The organism is Streptomyces sp. NPDC058758, from assembly GCF_042746075.1.
Taxonomy (GTDB): domain Bacteria; phylum Actinomycetota; class Actinomycetes; order Streptomycetales; family Streptomycetaceae; genus Streptomyces.
Genome location: NZ_JBHYPS010000025.1, coordinates 53922 through 78406, shown reverse-complemented (window position 1 = coordinate 78406; position 24485 = coordinate 53922). Strand labels below are relative to the sequence as shown.

Sequence of the window (24485 nt, the reverse complement as noted above, 5' to 3'; positions counted from 1 at the left end):
CTCGTATGAACACGGCCAGGCATGCCAGTGAACGTCTGATGAGCTGGCCCTCGCTGACCCGTGGCCGTGCGCACTGCGGTGCGGAACTCGGTCTCGGGACGGCGACGGAGGAGATCGTCCACTTCCACGGCGAGCACGAGGCCGACGTCCATCTCACCCGCGCGATGGTCGCCCGGCTGCGGCCCGCCCTCCAGAACTCCACGGCGGTGCGGCTCAGGGCCGGGTCCGGCTGGGTGACGGTCCTGCTCGACGCGGGCTCCGACATCGACCTGCTCGCCACCCTGGTCAGCGCCGCCCTCCAGGCCACCGCTGCCCCGGACGCGGCTCCCGACCGCTGTACCCGCGCCCGCCCGGCCCTCGTCCAGCGCTGACCGGACGGGCGCGCGCCGGGCGTCAGGCGCGTGCGCCGTCGCCCGTCTCCCGGCCGGGAACCGGGAAGAGCATGCAGGTGCTGGTGGCGTGCGCGAGGAGCCGGTCCCGCCCGTCGTACAGTCCCGCCTCCGCGAGCGCGGTGCGCCGGCCCTGCGAGACGACCGTGCCGACGGCCCGCACCTTGCCCGTGTCCACCGTGATCGGCCGCAGGAAGCGGGTCTGCAGGTCGAGCGAGGTGTAGGCGGTGCCCCGCGGGAGCGTGGTGTGCACCGCGCACCCCGCCGCCGAGTCGAGCAGCGTGGCGTAGACCCCGCCGTGCACGCTGCCGATCGGGTTGTAGTGCTCCTCGCCCGGTTCCAGGGCGAAGACCGCGCGCCCGTGCTCGGCCTCCTCCAGGGTGAACCCGAGCAGCGCCGCGATCGGCGGGCCCGGCAGCCGGCCCGCGATCATCTCGCGCAGGAAGTCGAGCCCCGCCATCGACGCCGCCGCCCGCGCGGTGGCCCCGGCGTCCTCCCACTCGACCGTCCGCGACCGCCCCATGACCACTCCACTCCGTCGTTCCCCGTCCGTCGCACCGACGGCTGGCTCTGTACGGCGAAGCTAGCCCTCGCGTCGGCTGACTGTCAACGACGAAGCCAGCTGGCTAGAGTGGGACGATGAAGTGGCTGGAGACGGACACCGAGAACTGCTCGGTCCGGCGCACCCTGGACCTCGTGGGCGAGAAGTGGAGCCTGCTCATCCTGCGCGACGCCTTCAACGGCGTCCGCCGCTACGACGACTTCCGCCGCCACATCGGCCTCTCCGAAGCCGTCCTCGCCGACCGGCTCCGCAAGCTCGTCGCCGCCGGGGTCCTCCGCGGCGTCCCCTACCGGGAACCCGGCGCCCGCACCCGCACCGAGTACCGGCTCACCCCCAAGGGCATCGACCTCTGGCCCGTCATGCTCGCCCTCAAGCAGTGGGGCGACACCCACGCCGGCGACCCCGAGGGCCCCGCCCTGGACATCCGCCACACCGACTGCGGCTCCCCCGTCGAGGTCGTCGTCCGGTGCGCCGGCGAGGACGCCGAGGTCCTCACCGCCCGCGACGTCACCGCCGCTCCCGGCCCCGGAGCCCGCCCCCTGTCCTGACCCGGGCCACCCGTTCGGCCCCCTCGCTGCGGGACCCGGCGCTCCGGCGGGTACCGGACCATGCATGCCCCCCACCCCCGGTACGCCGAGCGACCAGCCGCCCGACCACGTCCCACGGTTCCACCGGCTGCACGCCCGCCTGCTCGACTCGCCCGTGGGACTCGCCTGGAACCGCGGCCGCGCCATGGAGCTCATGCACCGCGCCATGGGGTTCGCCGCCCTCAGCCTCCTCACCCTCGTCCCCCTCCTCATCGTGGTGGCCGCCGCCGACCTCTCCCGCGGCCAGGGCTTCGCCCGCTGGCTCATCCAGGGCCTCGGCGTCACCGAGGTCTCCGAGGAGGAGGTCGAACAGCTCTTCGGCCAGCCCGGTCAGGCGCTCCAGCGCACCACCGCCTTCGGCCTCGCCGCCCTCGCCGCCTTCGGCGTCACCTTCGGTTCCGCCGTCCAGACCGGTTACGAACGCGCCTGGGACCTCCCCACCGCCCGCTGGCACACCATGTGGCGCCACGTCGTCTGGCTCGCCGTCCTCGTCGCCGCCCTCCTCCTCTTCGTCGCCTTCCCGGCCCCCGAGCACGCCCCCGCGGGCGTGACCCTCCTCGTCGCCCTCGGCGACCTCATCGGCACCTTCCTCTTCTTCTGGTGGTCCCAGCGCTTCCTCCTCTGCGGCCGCATCCGCTGGCGCGCCCTCCTGCCCGGCGCCGTCCTCACCGCCCTGGGCCTCCTCGGACTGCGGATCTTCTCCCAGCTGGTCTTCTCCCCCCTGATCGCCTCCAACGCCGTCACCTACGGCCAGTTCGGCACCGTCCTCGTCCTCCAGTCCTGGCTCGTCGGCGTCGGCTTCGTCGTCTACGGCAGCGCCCTCGTCGGCCGCCTCGTCCACGAGACCCGGCTCCGCCGGCGCCTCGCCCGCACGGCCCCCCGCTGACGCGCCCCCGGCGGCGCCCACGGGCCCCGGCCGGCCGCCCCCGGAGCCGATCACACGATCCGGTGACCTGCTCCGGAGCGGCCGGGCGGACCGCCGCGGACCGCTTGGATGGAGGACGCCCCATCGGTCCGTCGAGAGAGACCTCCATGACGCACACCTGGCTGCCGCCCGTCGACTACGTCGCGACGCTGCCCAGAGCGACCGCGTACTCCTGCCTCTACTTCACCGACACCGCAGGCCGCCCCCTCCAGCTCCGCGCCACCCGCGGCGAGGACGTCTGGCAGTGGCCCGGCGGGAACATGGACCCGGGGGAGACCCCCTGGGAGACGGCGGTGCGGGAGTGCCGGGAGGAGACCGGCCTGGTCTTCACCGGGGAACCGAGGCTCCTCGGCACCCACTTCGTCGGCGACCGCGGCGCCGACTGGCCCGCCAACCACATCGGCTTCATCTTCGACGGCGGCGAGCTGACGGACGAGCAGATCGCCTCCCTCGTCCTCGACCCGGAGGAGCACACCGCCTACGCGCTGCACACCGTCGAGGAGTGGCGGCGGGAGATGCACCCCGGCGAGTTCGCCCGCCTCGCCGCGGTCGACCGGGCCCGCAGGACGGGCGCCCCGGTCCACCTGGAGACCGCTCCGGCCGGCGCCCGGCCCGCTCCCGGTCCGCCGCCGGAGGACGTGCGGAGGGCCGGCACCCGTAACCCTTTCCCGTCCCAGTAGTTGACCAGGGCATGAAGAAGCGCAGCATGCTCGCCATCGCCTCCCTCGCCGCAGGCGTCGTCACCGCCCTCGTCACCCCGCCGCCGCAGGCCAGCGCCGCCGAGAGCCCGCTCGGCGGCGCCACCGGACTCCTCCAGGAGGAGGGCGCCGCGACCGTCCTCCACGAGACCGTCACGACGGTGGAGAGCACCGTCGCCGACGGCTCCGCCCAGGGACTCCGCTGACTCCGGGCCCCCACCGCCCCCGGTGCCCCGCGCCCCACGGCGCGGGGCACCGGCGCGTCGTGACCCGCCGGAAGGCGGCCCGTGCGCGCGCGGTGCGCGGGTAATGACAGGATGTCCCCATGAGCAACAACGTTTTCTTCGACATCACCATCGACGGCGAGCCGGCCGGCCGGATCGAGTTCCAGCTGTTCGACGAGGTCGTCCCCGACACGGCCAAGAACTTCCGCGAGCTCGCCACCGGCCAGCACGGCTTCGGCTACGAGGGTTCCTCCTTCCACCGCGTCATCCCCCAGTTCATGCTGCAGGGCGGCGACTTCACCGCGGGCAACGGCACCGGCGGCAAGAGCATCTACGGCGAGAAGTTCGCGGACGAGAACTTCAAGCTGAAGCACGACCGTCCGTTCCTGCTCTCGATGGCGAACGCGGGCCGCAACACCAACGGCTCCCAGTTCTTCATCACCACCGTCGTCACCGACTGGCTGGACGGCAAGCACGTCGTCTTCGGCGAGGTCGTCCAGGGCCAGGACGTCGTGAAGAAGATCGAGTCCCTGGGCTCCGGCTCCGGCGCCACCAAGGCCAAGATCACCATCGCCAAGTCCGGCGTCGTCGAGGGCTGACCCGACCCCACCCGGCACGTCGCGGAACGGGGCGGCGGGAACGGCGTCCACCGGACTCCGCTCCCGCCGCCCCTGCCGCTTCCGCGAGGCTCAGCCGCCCTCGCCGTACCGGCGCTCGAACTGGGCGATCCGGCCCTCCGGGTCTACCGTCCGCGCCTTGCCCGTGAAGTACGGGTGGCTCTCCGAGGAGATCTCGACGTCGATCACCGGGTAGGTGTTGCCGTCGTCCCACTCGATGGTCCGCTCGCTCGTCGCGGTCGACCGGGTCAGGAACGCGTACCCCGCCGAGCGGTCGCGGAAGACCACCGGCCGGTAGTCGGGCTGCTTGTCCTGCTGCACGGGACCTCCTCGCCTCGGGCGGCCGCCGCGCGGCCCGCCCCGTCTCGTCCGGCCCGAACGGCACGGACCCTCCCAGCCTCGCCGCCCCCACCCCCGCCGACCAGCGCCGCTGACCCGACCGGGTGAGCGACCGGGCGGGACTACCCGCCGTCCCGCCGCCACCGCGCCGCGAGCAGCAGGGCGATGTCGTCCGGCCGGTCCGAGGCCCGCGCCGCCTCGTGCATCAGCCGGTCCGCCGCCTCCGGCAGCGGCAGCGAGCCCGTCGACGCCAGCGTCCGCCGGAGCCGCTCCACCCCCTCGTCGATGTCGGCGCCCGGCCGCTCCACCAGGCCGTCCGTGAACAGCGCGAGGACCGCGCCCTCGGCCAGCCGCAGCCGCGTCACCGGATACGCGGCCCGGTCGTCCACCCCCAGCACCACGCCGCCCGCGATGTCCAGCAGCTCCGCCGTCCCGTCCGGATGCCGCAGCAGCGGCTGCGGATGCCCCGCCCTGACCGCCTGCGCCTCCCCCGTACGGGCGTCCAGGAGCACGTAGCAGGCGCTCGCGAACTGCCCCGGGTCCAGGTCGATGAGGAGCCGGTTGGTGCCCCGCACCACGTCCTGCGGCGGCAGCCCGCTCAGCGCGAACGCCCGCACCGCGCTCCGCAGCTGCCCCATCGTCGCCGCCGCCGCGACCCCGTGCCCCTGCACGTCCCCGATCACCAGCGCCAGCTCGCCCCGGGCCGTCTCCACCACGTCGTACCAGTCGCCGCCCACGTCCATGCCCTGCGTCCCCGGCAGGTAGCGGCCCACCGTCTCCAGGCCCTCCCGCACCGGCAGCCGGTGCGGGAGGAGCGCGTCCTGGAGCCCCCGCGCCACGGCGGCCTCGGTGTCGTACCGCTGCGCCCGCTCCAGCGCCTGCGCGATCAGCCCGGCCAGCGCGGTGAGGACGGCCCGTTCCTCCGGGCCGAAGTCCCGCGGCCGGTCGAAGCCGAGGATGCACGAGCCCACCGGCCGGCCCGAGGCGATCAGCGGCAGGAAGGCCCGCGCGCCCGTCTCCGCGTCCAGCGGCAGCTCCGGATAGGCCCGGCGCAGGGCCTGCATCGACTCGAAGAACATCGCCCGGCCGGTCGTCAGCACGTCCACCCCGGGGACGTGCGCGTCGAGCGCGGCCCCGTCGAACCGGTCCAGGAAGCCCGGCGGGAAGCCCGTCTCCCACGCCAGGTAGAGCCGCCGGTCGCTGAGCAGGTAGATCGCCAGCTGCCGCCCGCCGAAGGCCGGCAGCAGCTCCTCGGTCACCACCGCCGAGACCTGCCGGGCCGTCATCGCCTCGGTCAGCGCGATCGCCAGCGCCACCGGCCGGTAGAGCGACGCCGCCCGCGCGGCCTCCGAGCCCAGCCCGTCCCCGGCGCGCGCGGACGGCTGCGGCGGCGGGGGCGGCGGGGGCGGGGGCGGTACGGAGGGGGCCGCGGCGGCGGACGGCGGGCGGGCCTCCCGCACCGGGTCCTCCTCCGGGACGAGCACCATGGTCACGCCGTCCCGGCCCGGGTGCAGCGACACCGACAGCCAGCCGTCGTCCTCCGGACGGGCCAGGAAGCGCACAGGCTCCGTCGACAGCAGCGCGGCCCGCAGCTGCTCCTCGTGGAACGGGTGGGCGAACCACGGCAGCGCCTCCCACAGCGGCCGTCCGGCCAGCGCCCCGCGCGGGCGTCCGAGGAGGCGCTCGGTGCGCTCGTTCACGTAGGTGACGCGGCCCAGCCGGTCGATCGCCAGGATCGCCCGCGGCAGCCGGTCCGTGGCGTCCGAGCCGACCAGCCCCGTGCCCAGGTCCACCAGGGCGCCCGCCAGATGCCCGTGGCCGTCCGTCCCGACGAACCGGGAGCGCGCCGAGACCTCCAGCAGGTGCAGCCCGCCGTCCGGCCCCTTGAGCCGCAGCCGGCGGACCGAGCCCCCGCCGTCCGGGGCCCCCGTCCGGCGGGCCGCCGCCCACAGGGCGAAGCCGTCCTCCGGTTCGAGCCGTGAGGTCAGCTCCCCGATGGGCATCGGCGACGGGCCGGGCACGCCGAGGATGGACCGCAGCCCGTCGTCCATGGTCACGGTCCCCGCCGCCAGGTCCCAGTCGAAGGAGCCGAACCGCACCGGCGGCACCGCGCCCGACGGCAGCTGCACGCACAGCGGGTCGCCGGGCCACCACACGCCCGTCCCGCTCGCCGACAGCTCCGCGAGGACCTCTCCGAGCCGCAGCCCGGCGCGGGTCATCCGCTCCCGGTCCCGCGCGCCGACCGGCAGGCCCGGGGTCGGGGGCCGCAGCACCACGAGGACCCCGAAGCGCTCCCGCCCGGCGGCCACGGGGGCGTACAGCGACCCGAACGGGAAGGGGAGGCTCGCCACCAGCTGCGGGAACCGCCGCATCGACTCCTCGACGTCCGCCAGGTGCACCGACTGCCCGGACCGGTGGACCTCGGCGACCGGGAAGGGCCGGTTGGTGTGCATCCGCGCCCAGGGCCGGAACAGCTCGCCCGGCAGCCCGGCCAGCACCGAGAGCCGCAGCAGGCCCTCCGTACCGGAGCGCAGGTACACCCCGCCGGCGTATCCGGCGACCGTCTCCACGGCGTCCGTCGCCGCCTCCGCCAGCGCCTGCGTCAAGGCTTGCGGCGGCGTGCCGGGGGGCGGGCCGTCCGGGGTCACACAGTCAGGATGCGCCCGCCGTGAAACCCGCCGCATCCCGGCACCGGGTCCGCGCCGGCCCCTCCGGCGGGCCCGCAGGCGCGCGGAGGCGGGCGCCGGACGGCGGTCGGCGGCCCGCCCGCGCGTGCGCCCGTCGCCCACACGGCTCCCGGGATGTTGACCCGGAGCTTCCGGGCCGTCACACTCGGTCGTCGTCCGCCGCCGCGAACGTGCCGCGGACGCGACCACCCCTCTCCTCACCACCTCGCGCCCAGGGGGCAGCATGACCGGCCGGGTCCTTCCGTACGACGTCCACGGCGACGGCCCGGGGAGGGCCCTCGTCCTCCACAACTGGTTCGGCGACCGCAGCAGCTTCGACCCGCTCCGCGCCCACCTCGACGAGACGGCGGGCAGCTACGCCTTCCTCGACTGCCGCGGCTACGGCGAGGCCCGGGACGCCGAGGGCGCCTACACCATGGAGGAGGTCGCCGCGGACGCCCTGGCGGTCGCCGACGACCTCGGCTGGGACTCCTTCTCCGTCATCGGCCACTCCATGGGGGGCAAGGCGGCCCAGCTGATGCTGCTCGACGCACCCGACCGGGTCCGCTCGATCGTCGGGATCTCGCCGGTCTCCGCGGCGGGCTTCCCGCTCGACGAGGACAGCCGGCAGCTGTTCGCCGGGGCCGCCGACGACCCGGCGCTACGACGGGTCATCATCGACCACACCACCGGCGGCCGGCACACCGGCCCGTGGCTGGACGCGGTCGTCGACCGCTCGGTGAGCCGCTCCTCCGCGGCCGCCTTCCGCGCCTACCTGGACTCGTGGTCCGGCGCCGACTTCCACGAGCGGGTCCGTGACAACCCGACGCCCGTGCTGCTGGTCGTCGGCGCGCACGACCCGGCGCTCGGCGCCGAGGCGATGGAGGCGACCTGGCTGCGCTGGTACCCCAACGCCCGCCTGGAAGTCCTCGCCGACGCCGGACACTACCCGCCGGAGGAGACCCCGAAGGACCTGGCCCGGGCCATCGAGGCCTTCCTCGCGGCCTGACCCGCGGGGCCCGCGCCCGGGACCTTCCGCGGGGCCGTGCGGGACGTCCGGCCCGCGTGGCGCCCGGTCCGGCGGGCAGTCGGCGGGTGTACTCGACCACGAGGGCACCCGCGATCGGCGGAGCACGACCGGAAGGCAGGAACAGCGATGGGGCGCAGCGAGGAACGGGCGGCGGCACCGGGGACCACGACGGCCGGCGGGCCGTTCGTCCTCGTCGGGACGGACGGCTCGTCGTCGGCGCTCGGGGCGGTCGAGGAGGCGGCGCGGGAGGCCGGGCGGCGCGGCGTGCGGCTGGTCGTCGTGCACGCCTTCATCTGGCCGCTGTTCCGGGTCGACCTGGAGCCCTCCGTGTACGGGCCGACCGAGAGCGGGCTGCGGCGGCAGGCGCAGATCGTCCTGGACACGGCCGTCGCCCGGGCCGGGGCGGCCGCCCCGGGCACCGAGGTCTCGGGCGAGCTGATCCCCGGCGAGCCGCTCGTCGTCCTCGCCACCCGCTCCCGGGGCGCCGAGCTGGTCGTCGTCGGCAGCCGCGGCACCGGCGGCTTCGGAGGCCTGGTGCTCGGCTCGGTCGCCGTCCACCTCGCCGCCCACGCCGAGTGCCCCGTCCTCGTCGTGCGCGGCCGGGGCGAGCCCGACGGGCCGGTGGTCCTGGCGGTCGACGGCTCCCCGGACTCCGACGCGGCCGTCGACTTCGCCTTCACGGAGGCGCGGGTGCGCGGGGCCGGGCTCGTCGCCGTCCACGCGTGGACCCCGCGTTCCGGACCGGGAGACCTCACCGGGCTCTTCCACAGTGCCGAGCAGGTGCACGAGGAGGCCGCCCGGGTCCTGGACGCGGCGCTGGCGCGGGCCGCCGGCCGCCACCCGGGGGTCGAGGCCGAGCCCCGGCTGGTGCGCGGCCGGCCCCGCGAGGTCCTGCTGGAGGAGAGCGGGAGCGCCCGGCTGGTCGTCATGGGCGCCCGCGGGCGCGGCGGCTTCGCCGGGCTGTTGCTGGGCTCGGTGAGCCAGGCCCTCCTGCACCACGCCCGGTGCCCCGTCGCCGTCGTGCGCGGCGCCGCGGGCTGAGGCGGGGCGTGCGCCGGGCCCCGGGACGCCGCCCGGTGGGACCCTGGAAGGGAGGGCCGGGCCGGACGGCCCGGGCCGCGCGGGGGTTCGTCCACCGGGAAGGCGGCGTGCCATGTATTTCGCCGACCGTGCCGACGCGGGGCGGCGGCTCGCCGCCCGGCTCGGCCATCTCCAGGGGCGTGACGTCGTCGTCCTCGGCCTGCCCCGGGGCGGGGTGCCGGTGGCGGCGGAGGTGGCCGAGGCGCTCGGCGCGCCGCTGGACATCTGCCTGGTGCGGAAGCTGGGCGTGCCGAGCCGGCCCGAGCTGGCCATGGGGGCCGTCGGGGAGGGCGGCGTCCGGGTGGTCAACGAGCAGGTCGTGCGGGACGCGGGCGTGACCGGGCGGGACCTGGCGGCGGTCGAGGAGCGGGAGCGGGCCGTCATGGCCGAGCGGGCCCGGCTCTACCGGGGCAGCCGCCGGCCGGTGCCGCTGGAGGGGCGGACGGTGGTGGTCGTCGACGACGGACTCGCCACCGGCGCGACCGCGCTGGCCGCCTGCCGCGCGGTGCGCGCAGGGGGCGCGGCCCGGATCGTGCTGGCGGTGCCGGTGGCGCCGCACGGCTGGACGGCACGGCTGGCGGGCGAGGCCGACGAGGCGGTCGCCGTGCACGCCCCGGAGGGGTTCTACGCGGTCGGGCAGTTCTACCGCGAGTTCGACCAGACGCCGGACGCCGAGGTGGTGGACCGGCTCGACCGGAACCGGGCCGCGCACGGCCCGGCGGTCCGGCACACGGCCGTACGGATCCCGGTCGGCGACCTGGAGCTGCGGGGCGACCTGGCGCTGCCCGACGGGGCGGCCGGGCTCGTCCTCTTCGCGCACGGCAGCGGCAGCGGCCGGCACAGCCCCCGGAACCGCGCGGTCGCCGGGGCCCTGAACCGGGCGGGGCTGGGGACGCTCCTCTTCGACCTGCTCACGGAGGCCGAGGCCGCCGACCGGGCACGGGTCTTCGACACCCCGCTGCTCGCCGGCCGGCTGGGCCGCGCCGCCGCCTGGTCGGCCGGGTGGCCCGCCACCGAGGGCCTGCCGCGCGGCTACTTCGGGGCGAGTACGGGCGCGGCCGCCGCGCTGTGGGCGGCGGCGGAGCCGGACGACGACGTGGCCGCCGTGGTGTCCCGGGGCGGCCGGCCCGATCTGGCGGGGGAGCGGCTCGCCGCGGTCCGGGCCCCGACCCTGCTGGTCGTCGGCGGGAGCGACGACCTCGTCCTGGACCTCAACCGGCGGGCCGGAGCGCTGCTGCGGTGTGAGAGCCGGCTGGAGGTCGTGCCGGGCGCCGGCCACCTCTTCGAGGAGCCGGGGGCCCTGGAGGAGGTGGCGGCGCTCGCCGCGGACTGGTTCACCGGCCGCTTCGGGGCGGCCGGGAACGGGCGGGATCAGTAGGCGCCGTTGACGTTGTCGATGGAGCCGTACCGGTCGGCCGCGTAGTTGCAGGCGGCGGTGATGTTCGCGACCGGGTCGTACGGGTCGAGCGAGGTGCCCGGCACGTGGTAGGCCGAGAACGTCGGGTCGATGACCTGGAGCAGGCCCTTCGACGGGGTGCCCTTCGCGGCGTTGGAGTCCCAGAGGTTGACGGCGCGGGGGTTGCCGGAGGACTCGCGCAGGACGTTGCGGAGGATGCCGTCGTACGAGCCGGGGATGCCGTAGCGGGCCATGACGTCCAGCGACTCGCGGATCCAGCCGTCGAGGTTGTCGGCGTACTGCGGCGCGGCGGCGGGGGCCGCGGCCTGGACGGCGGCCGGCCGGGTCTGGGCCTGGGCCCGGGTCTGCACGGCGGGGGTCGCCGCGCGGGCGGAGGAGCGGCTCGCCCGTTCGGCCGAACCGGTGGAGGCGGGCTTCGCGGCGCTCTTCCGGGCGGCCCGCTCGGGCGCGGGAGCGGCCTTCGCGGAATCCCGACGAATCGTCAGTTCGAGGCCGGGGTGAATGAGTGACGGATTGTCACCCACGGTCGTCCTGTTCGCCTGGTAAAGCGACTTCCAGCCGCCCTGAATTCCCTTTCGGTGGGCGATCAGGGAAAGCGAGTCGCCCTTCACCACGGTGTACGCGCGGGTGGCGGTGGGAGCGGCCGGAGCCTTCGTGACGGCGGTGGCCGGTGCGGCCGGCGCGGCGACTGCGGCCGGTGCGGCGGACTCGGGGAGGGGCGCGGCGCCCGCCGCGGCGGGGACGACCAGCGGCAGGGCGAGGGCGACTCCGCCGGTGCCCGCGAAGGCGAGACCTCGGGAGACGGGGCGGCGTCGGGGACGGCGGTGCTTGCCGTGAGCGGGCATGGCGGTTTCCTCTCCGGCGCCTGCGAGGTGAGCTGTCGGGTTCGGACTGGAGCTGTCCGGCCGCGCGCACGCGGCTTCACCCCGAGCCGTTCCGGTGGTGCCGGACCGGCGGTGTGGTGGGTCCCCCGCTCCTGCCGTCGGGTGAAATGGGAGGTCTTTCGGGCGGTGGCAGGATTCGGCGATCCGCTCGAATGGAGGTGACCGTAGGCGAGAAATGCGGCGGGGAACAAGATGCGAATGGGCGGGAAAAGGGACGGTGGAGATCGAAACGGCGGAATTCAAGATCGACCGTTTCGGCTCCCCTTCCGGAATCCCTTGCGGCGCACGGCTCGTGACGGAGGGGGAGCCGCCGTCGGCGCGGGGAAAGTGAGTCGCGTCACGGGGTGCGCAATGTCCGAATAGGGAAGCTCGCGAATTTAGGGGAATTCTGCGGTGTAATGCCTTGCTCGCGCGGGTCGGTGGCGAGAGGGCGGCGCGAATGGCGCATACCGGGCAAAGAGGTCATATGCCCCTCATGATGGGGGGATGTCATCCCCCGCCCCGCCGCGCGACCCCGACGCGCTCGACCGAGAGGTGGCGCGCCTCTACGAGAGCGCCGCCTGGGAGAGCCTGCTTCCGTCCCTGCCCGCTTCTCCCCACGAGCCCGGGGCCGAGGCCGAGCCCGTGGCTGTGGCCGTCTCCGCCCCGGCCCCCACCCCCGCCCCCGTCTCCGAGGCGTGGCGGAGCCTCCTCACCGTCCCCGTGGAGCGGCTGGTCGCCGACGCGCTCGGCGCGCTGCCCCCGGCCCCGCCCGCCGAGCGTCCGCTGCCCGGCCGGATCGGGGCCGTCCTCCCGGACCGGCTGCACCTCTGGCGCGCGATCGGCCGCTCCGACGTGCTCCCCTCCGTCCACCTGGCCTACGCGCGCCGGGTGCTGACCGAATGGGGATGGCAGAACACGCCGTACAAGCTCCGCGACGCACGGGGCGCCCGGTGCCTCTGCGGCGCCCTGCTCGCCGCCCACCGGCTCGGCCACGGCAGCACGTCCACCATGAACGAGGCCGGCGCGTGGATCATGACCGAGCTGCGGTCCCGCGGGTGGCACGGACTCATCGGCCCCTGGAACCGCGCCCCGGGCCGCACCGCCCAGGACGCGCTCGCGCTCCTCGACGCCACGATCCGGCGCGCGGCCCTGGCCGGGCGGTGAGGGCGCGCCGGGCGGTCAGCCGGTGACGCTCGGCGCCCCCGTCTCGATGTGGCCCGTGTAGCGGCGCGACCAGGTGCCGTCGATGTCGGCCAGGATCGTGAAGTCGTACCAGCCGTCCTGGTACGCCACCGCGTTGAAGTGGTCCTCGCGGGCGGCGCCCGCCGGGACGGTGTACGTCCACGGGCCGTCCGTGCGGTAGGCGTTGGAGCGGACGGTGAAGGTGACCGGGCCGGCGGAGGCGTTGGTCAGCGTGAACCAGATCGCCGTCTTCCCGGTGCCGGGTTCGGTGGCGAAGCGCGCCGCCACCTCGATCGCCCGGCCGGCCTTGGAGGCGTCGCCGACGAACCGGCGCAGGAAGCGGTTCGGGCCCATCATCGAGAGGTCGTACTTCCCCGAGCCGGAGCCCAGCCCGATGTTGAAGTAGTCGGTGGCGGTGGTCCCGGGGTCGACCGTGTACTGCCAGGCGGCGGTGTCCCGGTGCTGGTGCGGGTGGATCGAGAAGTGGGCGGCCCGGCGGGCCTGCGGGCCCAGGTTGCTCATGGAGAACCAGGCGAGGATCTTGCCCGCCGCGCCGAACTCGAAGCGGTCGAGGTTGCCGTTCGGCTGGTAGGGCAGGGCCCGCGCCGGGCGGGTGCCGGGCTCCTGGACGGGCAGCGCGTTGTTCTGCGGCGCGGGGTTCGGGAGCGGGCCGCAGGTGGACATGCCGATGACCTTCGCCGTCGACGGGAGGCCGGCGGGGACCCCGTACACCGGGTGGGCGAAGTCGAAGACGCCGGTGAGGTCGCCGGTCACCCTCCGCCGCCAGGCACTGATGTTCGGGCAGGCCGCCGGGGTGCCGAGGGCGGCGGTCCAGGTCTCCAGGAAGCGGAGCACCGAGGTGTGGTCGAAGACCTCCGAGCTGACCCAGCCGCCGCGCGTCCACGGCGACATGACCAGCATCGGCACCCGGAAGCCCAGGCCGATCGGCACGCCGTCGAGGTACTCGCCCGGGGTGCCGGGCGGGGCGACGGGCGGCGGCACGTGGTCGAAGAAGCCGTCGTTCTCGTCGTAGTTGAGGATCATCACGGTCGCGTCGAAGACCTCGGGGTTCGCCGCCAGGGCGCGGTAGACCAGGTCGACGAAGTGCGCGCCGTCGCCGGGAGGGGCGTACGGGTGCTCGGAGAACGCCTCGTTCGCCACCACCCACGACACCTGCGGCAGCGTCCCGGCGAGGACGTCGGCGCGGATCGCGGCGGCGATGTCGTCCGGGGTCGAGCCGGTGGCCTTCGGGACCGAGGCCATGCCCCGGTCGTACAGCGGGTCGCCGGGCCGGGCGTCGGTGAACCGCTTGAAGTACGCGAGGCCGTTGTCGCCGTAGTTGTCCTGGGCGTTCTGGTAGACCTTCCAGCTCACCCCGGCCCGCTGGAGCGCCTCCGCGTACGTCTCCCAGGTCAGGCCCGACTCGTCCCCGCCGTCCTTGCTGGAACCGTCGATCTTTCCGCTCCACAGGAAGGTCCGGTTGGGGCCGGTGGCGCTGAGCGCCGAGCAGAAGTACGCGTCGCAGACCGTGTAGTGGTCGGCGAGCGCGTGGTGGAAGGGGATGTCCTCGCGGTCCAGGTGTCCCAGCGTCCGGGTGTTGCCCACGCCCGTCACCCAGTTGTCGAGCCGGCCCTTGTTCCAGGCGGCGTGCTGCGAGGTCCAGCTGTGCGGCAGGTCGCCGTTGCACTGGGCGAGCGTCTCGCCGTCGGCCCCGCCGGCCGGCGGGGTGTCGCTCAGCTTCCACGGGAACTGCCGGCCGCCCCAGTTCGGCTGCTGGAAGGTGCTCCAGCCGCCGGGGATGTTGCCCGCCGCCCGGTCGCCGAAGCCGCGCACGCCGCGGAGCGTGCCGAAGTAGTGGTCGAAGCTGCGGTTCTCCTGCATGAGGATCACCACGTGACGGACGTCGGTCAGGGTGCCGGTCGCGGCCCGCGCGGCGGCCGAGGCCGTCGCCGGGGGCAGCGCGGCCCCCGTGACGAGCCCGGCCCCGAGCCCCGCGCCGATCCCGACGAACCCCCTGCGGCTGATGGGAAGCATGCCCCGCCCCTCCTGTCACGGTGTGCCCCGCGGGCACGTCGGCAGACATGATGGGGGAGCGGCGCCCAAAGGTATACGCCCGTGCGGTAAGGGCTTGGTGAACAGCCGGACCCGATGCGTTCACCCTGGTCCGACCAGGAGGGGAATTGGTATGCGGTACGACCAATGGGCGGGGTGAGGCGGCGTCAGACGGTGTGGACCCGGAGTCCCGCCTCGGTCAGCCGCTCCGCCGTCCCCGGGTCGATCCCGGTGTCGGTCACCAGCAGGTCGACCTGTTCGAGGCCGCAGATCCGGGCGAAGGCGCGCCGCCCCAGCTTCGACGAGTCGGTCACCACCACGACCCGGCCGGCCCGCTCGGCGAAGAGCCGGCTGATGCTCGCCTCCTCCTCCTGGTGCGCCATCGCCCCCAGGGCCGGATCCACCCCGTCGACCCCGAGCACCACCGTGTCGAGGACCACCTCGCCCAGGACTCCGGCGGCGAGCGGACCCACCAGCTCGTAGGTCTGCGGGCGGGCCACCCCGCCCGTCGTCACCAGCTTGATCTGGGGGCGCACCGCCAGTTCGGCGGCGATGTTGAGCGCGTTGGTCACCACCGTCAGGGCGGGGGCGGCGGGGGCGGGCGGCTGTCCGGTGTCGGCGCGCTCGCCCGCGAACCGTACGGCGAGCGCCCGCGCGACCTCGGTGGTCGTCGTGCCGCCGTTCAGGCCGACGACCTCGCCCGGCGCGACCAGTTCGGCCGCCGCGGCGGCGATCCGGGCCTTCTCGGCGGCGTGCCGGCCCGACTTGTAGCGGAGCGGCAGCTCGTACGAGACGCCGTGCGCGAGCGCCCCGCCGCGGGTGCGGACGAGGAGGCGCTGTTCGGCGAGTTCGTCCAGGTCGCGGCGGATCGTGGCCGCGGAGACGTCGAGGCGGGCCGCCGCCTCCTCGACCTCCAGCCTGCCCGCGGACGCCAGAAGTTCCAGGAGTGCGTTCCACCGCTCGTGCTTGGACATGCCGGACCGGTCCTTCCGTGGGTACGGCTCCGATCCTATGCCGCCCTGCGCGGGGATCTGGCTGACCGATGCGTGAATCTGCTTGAATGGCGCTCGATTCGAGCATCTTCACGCATCACTGCCGTCTCTTTCGTGCAAGGAGTGCGCATGGCCCCCTCCCGTACCACCACCGAGATCGCCACCCAGCCCACCGTCTGGCGCGAGGCGCTCGGCACGCTGCCGCGGCACGCGTCCGCGCTGCCCCGGCGAGGCGAGCGCGTCGCCGTGATCGGCTGCGGCACCTCCTGGTTCATGGCGCAGGCCTACGCCGACCTGCGCGAGGCCGGCGGACACGGCGAGACCGACGCCTTCGCCGCCTCCCGCTTCCCCTTCTCCCGCCGCTACGACCGGGTCATCGCCCTCACCCGCTCCGGCACCACCAGCGAGGTCCTCGCGGTCCTCGCCCGGCTGGCCGGAACGGTCGCCACCGGAGCGGTCACCGCCGATCCGGCCACCCCCGTCATGGACCTCGCCGACGCCGTCGCCGTCCTCGACTTCGCCGACGAGGAGTCGGTCGTCCAGACCCGCTTCGCCACCACCGCCCTCGCCCTCCTCCGCGCCCACCTGGAGGCCGAGGACGCCCTGCCCGACGGGGTGGCGACCGTCGCCCGCGCCGCCGAGGACGCCGAACTCGCCCTCGCCCGCCCGCTGGAGGCCGCCGTCCGCGAGGCGGAGCAGTTCACCTTCCTCGGCACCGGCTGGACCTACGGACTCGCCCAGGAGGCCGGGCTCAAGATGCGGGAGGCGGCCGGCGCCTGGACGGAGGCCTACCCGGCGATGGAGTACCGCCACGGGCCCATCAGCATCACCGGCCCCGGGCGCGTCGCCTGGAGCTTCGGGCCCCTGCCCGACGGCCTCGCCGAGGAGGTCCGCGCCGTCGGCGGCACCCTCGTCGCCGGCGGGCTCGACCCGCTCGCGGAACTCGTCCTGGCCCAGCGGCTCGCCGTCGCGGTCGCCGAGTCCCGCGGCCTCGACCCGGACCGCCCCCGCAACCTCACCCGCTCCGTCGTCCTCGCCGACACCGGCGCCTGAGCCCGGCGCCCGAGCCCTGTGCCGAGCGCGGAGCCCGAGCCCCGCGCCCCGGCCCCCGCAGCGACCCGCCCCCGACCCGTACCCGGAGCAGGACCATGCCACTGACCCCGACCCACGAGATCGTCCGGCGGGCGCGCGCCGCCGGCGCCGGCACGGGCGCCTTCAACGTCCTCCAGCTGGAGCACGCCCAGGCCATCGTGGCCGGCGCCGAGCGGGCCGACCGGCCCGTCGTGCTCCAGATCAGCGAGAACACCGTCCGCTACCACGGCGGTCTCGAACCCGTCGCGCTCGCCTGCCTCGCGCTCGCCCGCGCCGCCAAGACCCCCGTCGCCGTCCACCTCGACCACGCCGAGAGCGCGGACCTCGTCCACGAGGCCGTGGAACTCGGCCTCGGCTCCGTCATGTTCGACGCGGCGCGGTTGCCGTACGAGGAGAACGTGGCCGCGACCCGCGCGGTCGTCGAGCACTGCCACCGGGAGGGCGTCTGGGTCGAGGGCGAACTCGGCGAGGTCGGCGGCAAGGGCGGCGCCCACGACCCCGGCGTCCGCACCGACCCCGGCGAGGCCCGTTCCTTCGTCGCCGCCACCGGTGTGGACGCCCTCGCCGTCGCCGTCGGCAGCGTCCACCAGATGGTCACCCGGGACGCCGTCCTGGACCTCGACCTCATCGCCCGGCTCCGGGCCGCCGTCGACGTCCCCCTCGTGCTGCACGGCTCCTCGGGCGTCCCCGACCTGCTGCTCGCGCGGGCCGTGGCCGCCGGGATGACCAAGGTGAACGTCTCCACCCACCTCAACAAGGCCTTCACCCGCGCCGTCCGCGACCACCTCGCCGCCCACCCCGCCGACGTGGACCCCCGCCGCTACCTCGGCCCGGCCCGCACCGCCGTCGCGGAGGCGGTCACCCGCCTCCTCGGCCTCCTCGCCCCCCACTGACCCGGACCAGGCCCACGCCCGGTCCGGGCACCGGCCGGCCGCCGAGCCTGGTGGTGGCGACACCAGGTGCGGTGCGCCCTCCCCGAGCGGTGTCCGCCCGGGCCACGATCACTTCCATGAACCGGCTCCCGCACCACCACACCACCCTCGTCACCGGCGCCGCCCAGGGCCTCGGCCGGGGCGTCGCCCTCGACCTCGCCGCCCGCGGCGGCACCGTCCTGCTGCACGGCCGCGACGCCGGACGGCTCGCCGCCGTGGCCGACGAGATCCGCGCCCTGGACGCCGGCGGGGAGGTCCGCACCTACCTGGCGGACCTCTCCGACCTCGACCAGGTCGGCGCGCTGGCCCGGCGGGTCGGGGCGGCCGAACCCCGTCTCGACGCCCTCGTGCACAACGCGGTGGCGGGCGGCGGCGCCCGGCCCCTGGTGCGCGAGGTCTCCGCCCAGGGCCACGAACTGCGCCTCGCCGTCAACCACCTCGCCCCGTACGCCCTCACCCGGGGCCTGCTGCCGCTGCTCACCGCCTCGGCGCCGGCCCGCGTCGTCAACGTCGCCTCCGTCGGGCAGGAGGCCGTCGACTTCGACGACCCCATGTTCGAGAAGGGGTACGAGGGGCTGCGCGCCTACTGCCGCAGCAAACTCGCCCTGATCATGGCGACCTTCGCCCTCGCCGAGGAACTCGACGGCAGCGGGGTCACCGTCAACGCCCTCCACCCGGCCCACCTCATGGACACCGCGGGCGTCCGGGCGTACGGCCTCACCCCGCTCGTCGGCGTCGAGGAGGGCGTCCGCCCCACCGTGCGCCTCGTCGTCGACCCCGAGCCGGCCGGGGTCACCGGGCGGTACTTCGACCGGTTCACCGAGGCCCGGGCGCACGAGCAGGCGTACGACGCCGAGGCCCGCCGACGCCTCATGGCGCTGACGGACCTCTGGGTCGGGGCGGCGGTGCCGGGCGTCTGACGCCCGGCACGGGACGGAAGGGGTGCGCCCCCGGGACCGGGGGAAGGTCTCGGGGGCGCGGGGCGGCGGGGCCGGCGGTGTTCCGGGGGCCGGCCCCCGGCGGGTTCGCGGTGGGCTCAGCGCAGGTCGAAGCGGTCCAGGTCCATGACCTTGGTCCAGGCCGCGACGAAGTCCGTCACGAACTTCTCCTTGGCGTCGTCGCTCGCGTAGACCTCGGCGAGGGCGCGCAGCTCCGAGTTCGAGCCGAAGACCAGGTCGGCGCGGGTGCCGGTCCACTTGACCTCGCCGGTCGCGTCGTCGCGGCCCTCGAAGGTGTTCGCGTCGCCGGAGGTCGCCGACCAGGTGGTGCCCAGGTCCAGCAGGTTGACGAAGAAGTCGTTCGTCAGCGTGCCGGGGGTCGCGGTGAGGACACCGAGGGAGGTCTGCGGCTGGGTGATGCCCAGGACGCGCAGGCCGCCGACGAGGACGGTCAGCTCGGGGGCGCTGACGGTGAGCAGGTTGGCGCGGTCGATCAGCAGGTACTCGGCGGGGAGGCGGACGCCCTTGCCGAGGTAGTTGCGGAAGCCGTCCGCCTGCGGCTCCAGGGCGGCGAAGGACTCGATGTCCGTCTGCTCCTGGGAGGCGTCCACGCGGCCCGGGGTGAAGGGCACCTCGACGGCCTGGCCGGCGTCGGCGGCGGCCTTCTCGACGGCCGCGGAGCCCGCGAGGACCACGAGGTCGGCGAGGGAGACCTGCTTGCCGTCGGTGCGGCCGGCGTTGAAGGACTCCTGGACGCCCTCCAGGACGCGCAGGACCTGGGAGAGGTCCTCGGGGTTGTTGACCTGCCAGCCGCGCTGCGGCTCCAGGCGGATGCGGCCGCCGTTGGCGCCGCCGCGCTTGTCGCTGCCGCGGAAGGAGGAGGCCGAGGCCCAGGCGGCGCCGACGAGCTGGGCGACCGTCAGGTCCGAGGCGAGGATCTGCTCCTTGAGGGAGGCGACGTCGGCCGCGTCGACCAGCTCGTGGGTGCGGGCCGGCAGCGGGTCCTGCCAGATCAGCTCCTCCGACGGGACCTCGGAGCCGAGGTAGCGGACGACCGGGCCCATGTCACGGTGGGTGAGCTTGTACCAGGCGCGGGCGAAGGCGTCGGCGAACTGCTCGGGGTGCTCGTAGAAGCGGCGGGAGATCTGCTCGTAGACCGGGTCGAAGCGGAGCGACAGGTCCGTGGTGAGCATGGTCGGGAGGTGCTTCTTCTCCGGGTCGTACGCGTCCGGGATGATCGCCTCGGCGTTCTTGGCGACCCACTGGTGGGCGCCGGCCGGGCTCTTGGACAGCTCGTAGTCGTACTCGAAGAGGTGCTTGAAGAAGTCGTGGCCCCACTGCGCGGGCGTGGTGGTCCAGGTGACCTCCAGGCCGGAGGTGATGGCGTCGGGGCCCTTGCCGGAGCGGTAGCTGCTCGCCCAGCCGAAGCCCTGCGCCTCGATCGGGGCCGCCTCCGGGTCCGCGCCGACGTTGTCGGCGGGGCCGGCGCCGTGCGCCTTGCCGAAGGTGTGGCCGCCGGCGATGAGGGCGACGGTCTCCTCGTCGTTCATCGCCATCCGGCGGAAGGTCTCGCGGATGTCGCGGGCGGCGGCGACCGGGTCCGGGTTGCCGTTGGGGCCCTCGGGGTTGACGTAGATGAGGCCCATCTGGACGGCGCCGAGGGGCTCCTCCAGCTCGCGGTCGCCCGAGTAGCGCTCGTCGCCGAGCCAGGTGGTCTCGGGGCCCCAGTAGACGTCCTCGTCCGCCTCCCACACGTCCTCGCGGCCGCCGGCGAAGCCGAAGGTCTCGAAGCCCATCGACTCCAGGGCCACGTTGCCGGTGAGGATCATGAGGTCGGCCCAGGAGATGCTCTGGCCGTACTTCTTCTTCACCGGCCACAGCAGACGGCGGGCCTTGTCCAGGTTGCCGTTGTCCGGCCAGCTGTTGAGCGGGGCGAAGCGCTGCTGGCCGGCGCCGGCGCCGCCGCGGCCGTCGCTGATGCGGTAGGTGCCCGCGCTGTGCCAGGCCATGCGGATCATGAAGGGGCCGTAGTGCCCGAAGTCGGCCGGCCACCAGTCCTGCGAGGTGGTGAGGACCTCGGCGATGTCCCGCTTCACGGCGGCGAGGTCGAGCGCCTTGAACGCCTCGGCGTAGTCGAAGTCCGCGCCGAGCGGGTTGCCCACGGCCGGGTTCTTGGCCAGGATCCGCAGGTTGAGCCGGTTCGGCCACCACTGGGCGTTGCCGCCGCTCTGGGTGGGGTGTGCGGCACGCCCGTGGGCGACGGGGCAGCCGCCGGCGCCCTCGGCCTTCACGTCGCCGCCGGGTGCATCGAGGTTCTCAGACATGGGTATTCCTTCCGGACACGCGCGGGAAGGTCGCGGACACGGAGACCCGACAAGAGGCACCGCTCGGGGTTTCTCCCCGGAAGCGGTACGTCACGCCCTCGTCTCCCGCCGTGCCGGACTCTTCCTGTCCCTTGGCCATCAACAAAACTGATCCTACAATGGACTAAGTCCAAGTCAAGAACAACGCCAAAGTGGAGACGGCGGGTCCGGGGTCATGGCACTCCGCGGCCCCGGTCTTCGCCGGGAAGGAACAGGTAGGCCCCCTATGAGTGACCTGCTGGAGCGGCTGCGCGCCCGAGGGTGGCGGATGACGTCGCAGCGGCGCGTCGTCGCGGAGGTCCTCGACGGCGAGCACGTGCACCTCACCGCCGACGAGGTGCACGCCCGTGCCGTGGAGCGACTGCCCGAGATCGCCCGGGCGACCGTCTACAACACCCTGGGCGAACTGGTCTCCCTCGGCGAGGTGGTGGAACTCTCCACCGACGGGCGCGCGAAGCGGTACGACCCCAACGCCCGTCACCCCCACCAGCACCTGGTCTGCACGGAGTGCGGCACCATCCGCGACGTCCGCCTCACCGGCGACCCGCTGTCCGCCCTCCCCGACTCCGAGCGCTACGGCTTCACCGTCTCCAAGGCCGACGTCACCTACCGGGGCCGCTGCCCGTCCTGCGCGGCCTGACCCCCCGGGCTCCGGCGCCCGGTGCCCCCCTCGCTTCCCGAGGGGCGTGAGCGGGTGCCCCTGTGGACCCCGGCCGAGCCCCGGCCCCCCGGCCCCCCCCCGGCCGAGCCCCGGCCCCCCCGGCCGAGCCCCGGCCCCCCGCCATGGAGCCCGCGCCGAGGGGTGTTTCGGCGTGCGGTCGTGCCGCGGCGCCCCGGAGGGGTCCGGTGCGGCCCTCCGGTCGTACCGCGCCGCCGGGGCACGGGGCGCGGGGCGCCGCGCCGTCACTCGCCCCGGGCCGGCACGCCCGTGGCGGCTGCGCCTGTCCGTGGCCCGCCCCTCGCCCCCGCTCCCCGCTTCCCGCCCCGGCGGCCGCTTTCTGCTGCCCGCTCCGGCGGTCGCTTCCCGTCCCCCACCCCGCCCCCGCCGTCGCTGTCCTCCCGGCGGGCCGTCCGGACCGGGGGAGGGGCGGGCTTGACGGTCGTGCGCCCCCGTTGTTGGATGAGCCGCACATGCTATTGGTCGTATGCCCAATAAAGCGTCCCCGCCGCCCGTCCAGGAAGTGCCCGCCCATGTCCCTCACCGCCTTCCCCCGCCCCGAACGCCGGCTCCACGTGGCCGTCGACGCCGCCGACCCGCGCGAGCGGGGGCGGCTGCGGGGGGCCCGGCTCGCCGAGGGGCTGCACGCCGCCCTCGACGTCTACGACCGGCTCTTCGCCCTCGCGGGGATATCCGAGGCGGTCGTCCGGGACGACGCCCGCCGCGCCCTCGACGCGATCGACGCCTTCCGGCCCGCCCTGCGCGAGCAGATCGAGGGCGTCGCGGAGGGGGCCGGCGTCCCGCTCCGGCGGATCGCCGCGCTCAACGCCCGTACCGAGATCCTCGCCCGCAGCCGCGCCGTCCCGCCCGGCGAGTGCTCCACGGTCGTCCGCCGCGTGCCCGCCCCTGGCGGCGGCACCACCCATCTGGGCGTCCAGACCTGGGACTGGCACGTCGAGCTCGGCTCCTCCTGGCACACCGTCGACGCCGCGGGCGGGGCCCACCGCTACGTCGGCCTCACCGAGCACGGCATCCTCGCGAAGATCGGCGTCAACAGCGCCGGCCTCGCCCTCCACTTCAACATCCTCGGCCACCGGGACGACCGCGCCGGCGGCCTCCCGGTGCACGTCCTCGCCGCCCTCGTCCTGGAGGAGGCCGGCGACGCCGACCACGCCGTCGAGCTGGTCCGCTCCGCCCCGCTCGCCTCCTCCGGCTCCCTCCTCCTCTTCGACGAGCGGCGGTCCGTCCTGCTCGACCTCAGCCCCGAGGGCGTCTTCGAGGTGCCGCCGGTCGCCGGCGCCACCCATCTGCGCACCAACCACTTCCTGAGTCCGGAACCCGCCCGCGGTGAGAAGTCCTGGCTCTACCAGCCCGACTCCGGCGAGCGGTACGACTTCCTCCGCGACCGCCTGGCCCGCGAGCCCGGCTCCACCCACGACGAGCTGCTGCGGCTCCTCGTGACCGGCCCCGGTGAGCCGCCCGTCAGCTGCGTGCCCGACCCGCAGGCCCCGCTCGGCCGTCGCTGGGCGAGCCTCGCGACCGTCCTCCTGGACCCGGCCGCCCGCACCGCGCGGATCCTCGACGGGACCCCGGCCGAGCACGCCGACCGCCCCTGGTACACGCTGCGCGCCTGACCGGGCGACGGGGGACCGGCACCCGTCCGGCAAATGGGTGTAGATTGCATCTATATCCGCCGGGCGGGGACCACCGCGCGCGTGCGGCGGTCCGGCCGCACCCTGGAGAAGGCGTGCCCGCCCGCCCCGCGGCCGAGGCGCCCCAGCGACGCCGGAAAGGAAAGCGCCATGAAGGCCCTGCAGTACCGCACCGTGGGTGCCGCCCCCGAAGTCGTCACCGTCCCCGACCCGGAGCCCGGCCCCGGGCAGGTCCTCCTCCGCGTCACCGCCGCCGGCGTCTGCCACTCCGACATCGCCGTCATGAGCTGGCCCGCCGAACAGCTGCCCTTCCCGCTCCCCCTCACCCTCGGCCACGAGGGCGTCGGCACCGTCGCGGCCCTCGGCGACGGCGTCACCGGCCTCGCCGAGGGCGACGCCGTCGCCGTCTACGGCCCCTGGGGCTGCGGGAACTGCTTCATGTGCGCCCAGGGCAAGGAGAACTACTGCCTGCGCGCCGCCGAACTCGGCATCCGCCCGCCCGGCCTCGGCGCGCCCGGGGCCATCGCCGAGTACCTGCTCGTCGACAGCCCCCGCCACCTCGTCCCGCTGGACGGCCTCGACCCGGTGAAGGCGGTGCCGCTGACGGACGCCGGCCTCACCCCGTACCACGCGATCAAGCGCTCGCTGCCGAAGCTCGTCCCCGGCTCCACCGCCGTCGTCATCGGCACCGGCGGCCTCGGCCACGTCGCCGTCCAGCTGCTGCGCGCCATGACCGCCGCCCGGGTCGTCGCCCTCGACGTCACCGAGGAGAAGCTCGCCCTCGCCCGGGCCGTCGGCGCCCACGAGACCGTCCTGTCCGACGCCTCCGCCCCCGCCGCCGTCCGCGACCTCACCGGCGGGCGCGGCGCCGAGGTCGTCCTCGACTTCGTCGGAGCGCCGCCCACCACCGCCTCCGCCGGGGCCATGGCCGCCGTCGAGGGCGACGTCACCATCGTCGGCCTCGGCGGCGGCACCCTCCCCGTCGGCTTCGGCGCCCTCCCGTACGAGGTGAGCGTCGCCTCCCCCTACTGGGGCACCCGCGCCGAACTCATCGAGGTGCTCGACCTGGCCCGCGCCGGCGCCGTCGACGTGCACGTCGAGACCTACGGCCTGGACGAGGGCCCCGAGGCCTACGAGCGGCTGCACGCGGGCCGGATCGACGGCCGCGCGGTGATCCTCCCGAACGGCTGAGCCCCGCAGGGCGGGGAACCGGCGCCGCGTAGG

23 protein-coding genes and 1 riboswitch are annotated in these 24485 nt (G+C 75.2%); of the genes, 16 read left to right on the top strand and 7 right to left on the bottom strand.

Annotated features, from left to right (window positions below; genetic code table 11):
* Nucleotides 1-38 precede the first annotated feature (38 nt).
* Nucleotides 39-371: a luciferase family protein gene (locus ACFW6A_RS25865; RefSeq protein ID WP_386483386.1), complete on the top strand. Its 333-nt coding sequence runs from the start codon at nt 39-41 to the stop codon at nt 369-371.
* A 22-nt stretch (nt 372-393) separates the two neighbouring features.
* Here the strand turns inward: ACFW6A_RS25865 and ACFW6A_RS25860 are convergent, their stop codons facing one another.
* Nucleotides 394-912, bottom strand: a complete 519-nt coding sequence (locus ACFW6A_RS25860; protein WP_351846836.1) for a PaaI family thioesterase — start codon at nt 910-912, stop codon at nt 394-396.
* A 116-nt stretch (nt 913-1028) separates the two neighbouring features.
* Here ACFW6A_RS25860 and ACFW6A_RS25855 point away from each other — a divergent pair, with 116 nt between their 5' ends.
* From ACFW6A_RS25855 to ACFW6A_RS25835, 5 genes are all read left to right on the top strand, one after another.
* Entirely contained in the window at nt 1029-1499 is a 471-nt protein-coding gene (locus ACFW6A_RS25855; RefSeq protein WP_386643280.1) for a winged helix-turn-helix transcriptional regulator, read from the top strand.
* A gap of 64 nt (nt 1500-1563) precedes the next feature.
* Nucleotides 1564-2424, top strand: coding sequence for a YhjD/YihY/BrkB family envelope integrity protein (locus ACFW6A_RS25850; protein ID WP_386643277.1), 861 nt, complete (start codon nt 1564-1566; stop codon nt 2422-2424).
* Between the two features lie 146 nt (nt 2425-2570).
* A complete protein-coding gene (locus ACFW6A_RS25845; protein WP_386643274.1) occupies nt 2571-3143 on the top strand; it encodes an NUDIX domain-containing protein in 573 nt (190 codons plus the stop codon).
* 11 nt (nt 3144-3154) lie between these two features.
* The gene (locus tag ACFW6A_RS25840; RefSeq protein ID WP_351846826.1) at nt 3155-3367 is read left to right on the top strand and encodes a hypothetical protein; all 213 of its coding nucleotides are present in this window, start codon (nt 3155-3157) and stop codon (nt 3365-3367) included.
* A gap of 119 nt (nt 3368-3486) precedes the next feature.
* Entirely contained in the window at nt 3487-3984 is a 498-nt protein-coding gene (locus ACFW6A_RS25835) for a peptidylprolyl isomerase (RefSeq protein WP_351846824.1), read from the top strand.
* Between the two features lie 90 nt (nt 3985-4074).
* On the opposite strand, the gene ACFW6A_RS25830 is transcribed toward ACFW6A_RS25835, so the two are convergent.
* Nucleotides 4075-4323: a type B 50S ribosomal protein L31 gene (locus tag ACFW6A_RS25830; RefSeq protein ID WP_351846822.1), complete on the bottom strand. Its 249-nt coding sequence runs from the start codon at nt 4321-4323 to the stop codon at nt 4075-4077.
* 140 nt (nt 4324-4463) lie between these two features.
* Entirely contained in the window at nt 4464-7025 is a 2562-nt protein-coding gene (locus ACFW6A_RS25825) for a SpoIIE family protein phosphatase (protein WP_386643271.1), read from the bottom strand.
* Between the two features lie 226 nt (nt 7026-7251).
* Here ACFW6A_RS25825 and ACFW6A_RS25820 point away from each other — a divergent pair, with 226 nt between their 5' ends.
* The 3 genes from ACFW6A_RS25820 to ACFW6A_RS25810 all read left to right on the top strand — a co-directional run bounded on the left by ACFW6A_RS25820 (nt 7252) and on the right by ACFW6A_RS25810 (nt 10495).
* Nucleotides 7252-8016 (top strand): alpha/beta hydrolase, encoded by a 765-nt coding sequence (locus ACFW6A_RS25820; protein ID WP_351846816.1) that lies wholly within the window; start codon nt 7252-7254, stop codon nt 8014-8016.
* 147 nt (nt 8017-8163) lie between these two features.
* A complete protein-coding gene (locus ACFW6A_RS25815; RefSeq protein WP_351846814.1) occupies nt 8164-9078 on the top strand; it encodes a universal stress protein in 915 nt (304 codons plus the stop codon).
* A 112-nt stretch (nt 9079-9190) separates the two neighbouring features.
* Nucleotides 9191-10495 (top strand): phosphoribosyltransferase family protein, encoded by a 1305-nt coding sequence (locus ACFW6A_RS25810; protein ID WP_386643267.1) that lies wholly within the window; start codon nt 9191-9193, stop codon nt 10493-10495.
* Here ACFW6A_RS25810 and ACFW6A_RS25805 read toward each other — a convergent pair.
* The gene (locus tag ACFW6A_RS25805) at nt 10489-11379 is read right to left on the bottom strand and encodes a transglycosylase SLT domain-containing protein (RefSeq protein WP_386643264.1); all 891 of its coding nucleotides are present in this window, start codon (nt 11377-11379) and stop codon (nt 10489-10491) included. The two genes, ACFW6A_RS25810 and ACFW6A_RS25805, sit on opposite strands and share 7 nt — an antisense overlap.
* 4 nt (nt 11380-11383) lie before the next feature.
* A riboswitch (cyclic di-AMP (ydaO/yuaA leader) is annotated at nt 11384-11570 on the bottom strand.
* A 334-nt stretch (nt 11571-11904) separates the two neighbouring features.
* Between ACFW6A_RS25805 and ACFW6A_RS25800 the strand changes: the two genes are divergently transcribed.
* On the top strand, nt 11905-12564 hold the full coding sequence (locus ACFW6A_RS25800) for a hypothetical protein (RefSeq protein WP_386643261.1): 660 nt from the start codon (nt 11905-11907) through the stop codon (nt 12562-12564).
* Between the two features lie 15 nt (nt 12565-12579).
* Here ACFW6A_RS25800 and ACFW6A_RS25795 read toward each other — a convergent pair whose 3' ends face one another.
* Complete coding sequence (locus ACFW6A_RS25795) at nt 12580-14616, bottom strand: phosphocholine-specific phospholipase C (protein ID WP_386643258.1); 2037 nt, start codon at nt 14614-14616, stop codon at nt 12580-12582.
* 185 nt (nt 14617-14801) lie between these two features.
* Complete coding sequence (locus ACFW6A_RS25790) at nt 14802-15608, bottom strand: DeoR/GlpR family DNA-binding transcription regulator (protein WP_386643255.1); 807 nt, start codon at nt 15606-15608, stop codon at nt 14802-14804.
* 147 nt (nt 15609-15755) lie between these two features.
* Between ACFW6A_RS25790 and ACFW6A_RS25785 the strand changes: the two genes are divergently transcribed.
* The 3 genes from ACFW6A_RS25785 to ACFW6A_RS25775 all read left to right on the top strand — a co-directional run bounded on the left by ACFW6A_RS25785 (nt 15756) and on the right by ACFW6A_RS25775 (nt 18570).
* Nucleotides 15756-16679, top strand: a complete 924-nt coding sequence (locus tag ACFW6A_RS25785) for a sugar isomerase (RefSeq protein WP_351846798.1) — start codon at nt 15756-15758, stop codon at nt 16677-16679.
* Between the two features lie 95 nt (nt 16680-16774).
* Nucleotides 16775-17611 (top strand): ketose-bisphosphate aldolase, encoded by an 837-nt coding sequence (locus tag ACFW6A_RS25780; protein WP_386643252.1) that lies wholly within the window; start codon nt 16775-16777, stop codon nt 17609-17611.
* Nucleotides 17612-17727: 116 nt separating this feature from the next.
* Nucleotides 17728-18570: an SDR family NAD(P)-dependent oxidoreductase gene (locus ACFW6A_RS25775; RefSeq protein WP_386485512.1), complete on the top strand. Its 843-nt coding sequence runs from the start codon at nt 17728-17730 to the stop codon at nt 18568-18570.
* Between the two features lie 116 nt (nt 18571-18686).
* On the opposite strand, the gene katG is transcribed toward ACFW6A_RS25775, so the two are convergent.
* Nucleotides 18687-20912 carry a catalase/peroxidase HPI gene (katG, locus tag ACFW6A_RS25770; RefSeq protein ID WP_351846791.1) on the bottom strand — a complete coding sequence of 742 codons (2226 nt, stop codon included), beginning with the start codon at nt 20910-20912 and terminating at the stop codon, nt 18687-18689.
* A 265-nt stretch (nt 20913-21177) separates the two neighbouring features.
* Here katG and ACFW6A_RS25765 point away from each other — a divergent pair, with 265 nt between their 5' ends.
* From ACFW6A_RS25765 to ACFW6A_RS25755, 3 genes are all read left to right on the top strand, one after another.
* Nucleotides 21178-21591: a Fur family transcriptional regulator gene (locus tag ACFW6A_RS25765; protein ID WP_351846788.1), complete on the top strand. Its 414-nt coding sequence runs from the start codon at nt 21178-21180 to the stop codon at nt 21589-21591.
* 551 nt (nt 21592-22142) lie between these two features.
* The gene (locus tag ACFW6A_RS25760) at nt 22143-23243 is read left to right on the top strand and encodes a C45 family peptidase (RefSeq protein WP_351846786.1); all 1101 of its coding nucleotides are present in this window, start codon (nt 22143-22145) and stop codon (nt 23241-23243) included.
* A 168-nt stretch (nt 23244-23411) separates the two neighbouring features.
* Nucleotides 23412-24452, top strand: a complete 1041-nt coding sequence (locus ACFW6A_RS25755) for an NAD(P)-dependent alcohol dehydrogenase (protein ID WP_351846784.1) — start codon at nt 23412-23414, stop codon at nt 24450-24452.
* Nucleotides 24453-24485 lie beyond the last annotated feature (33 nt).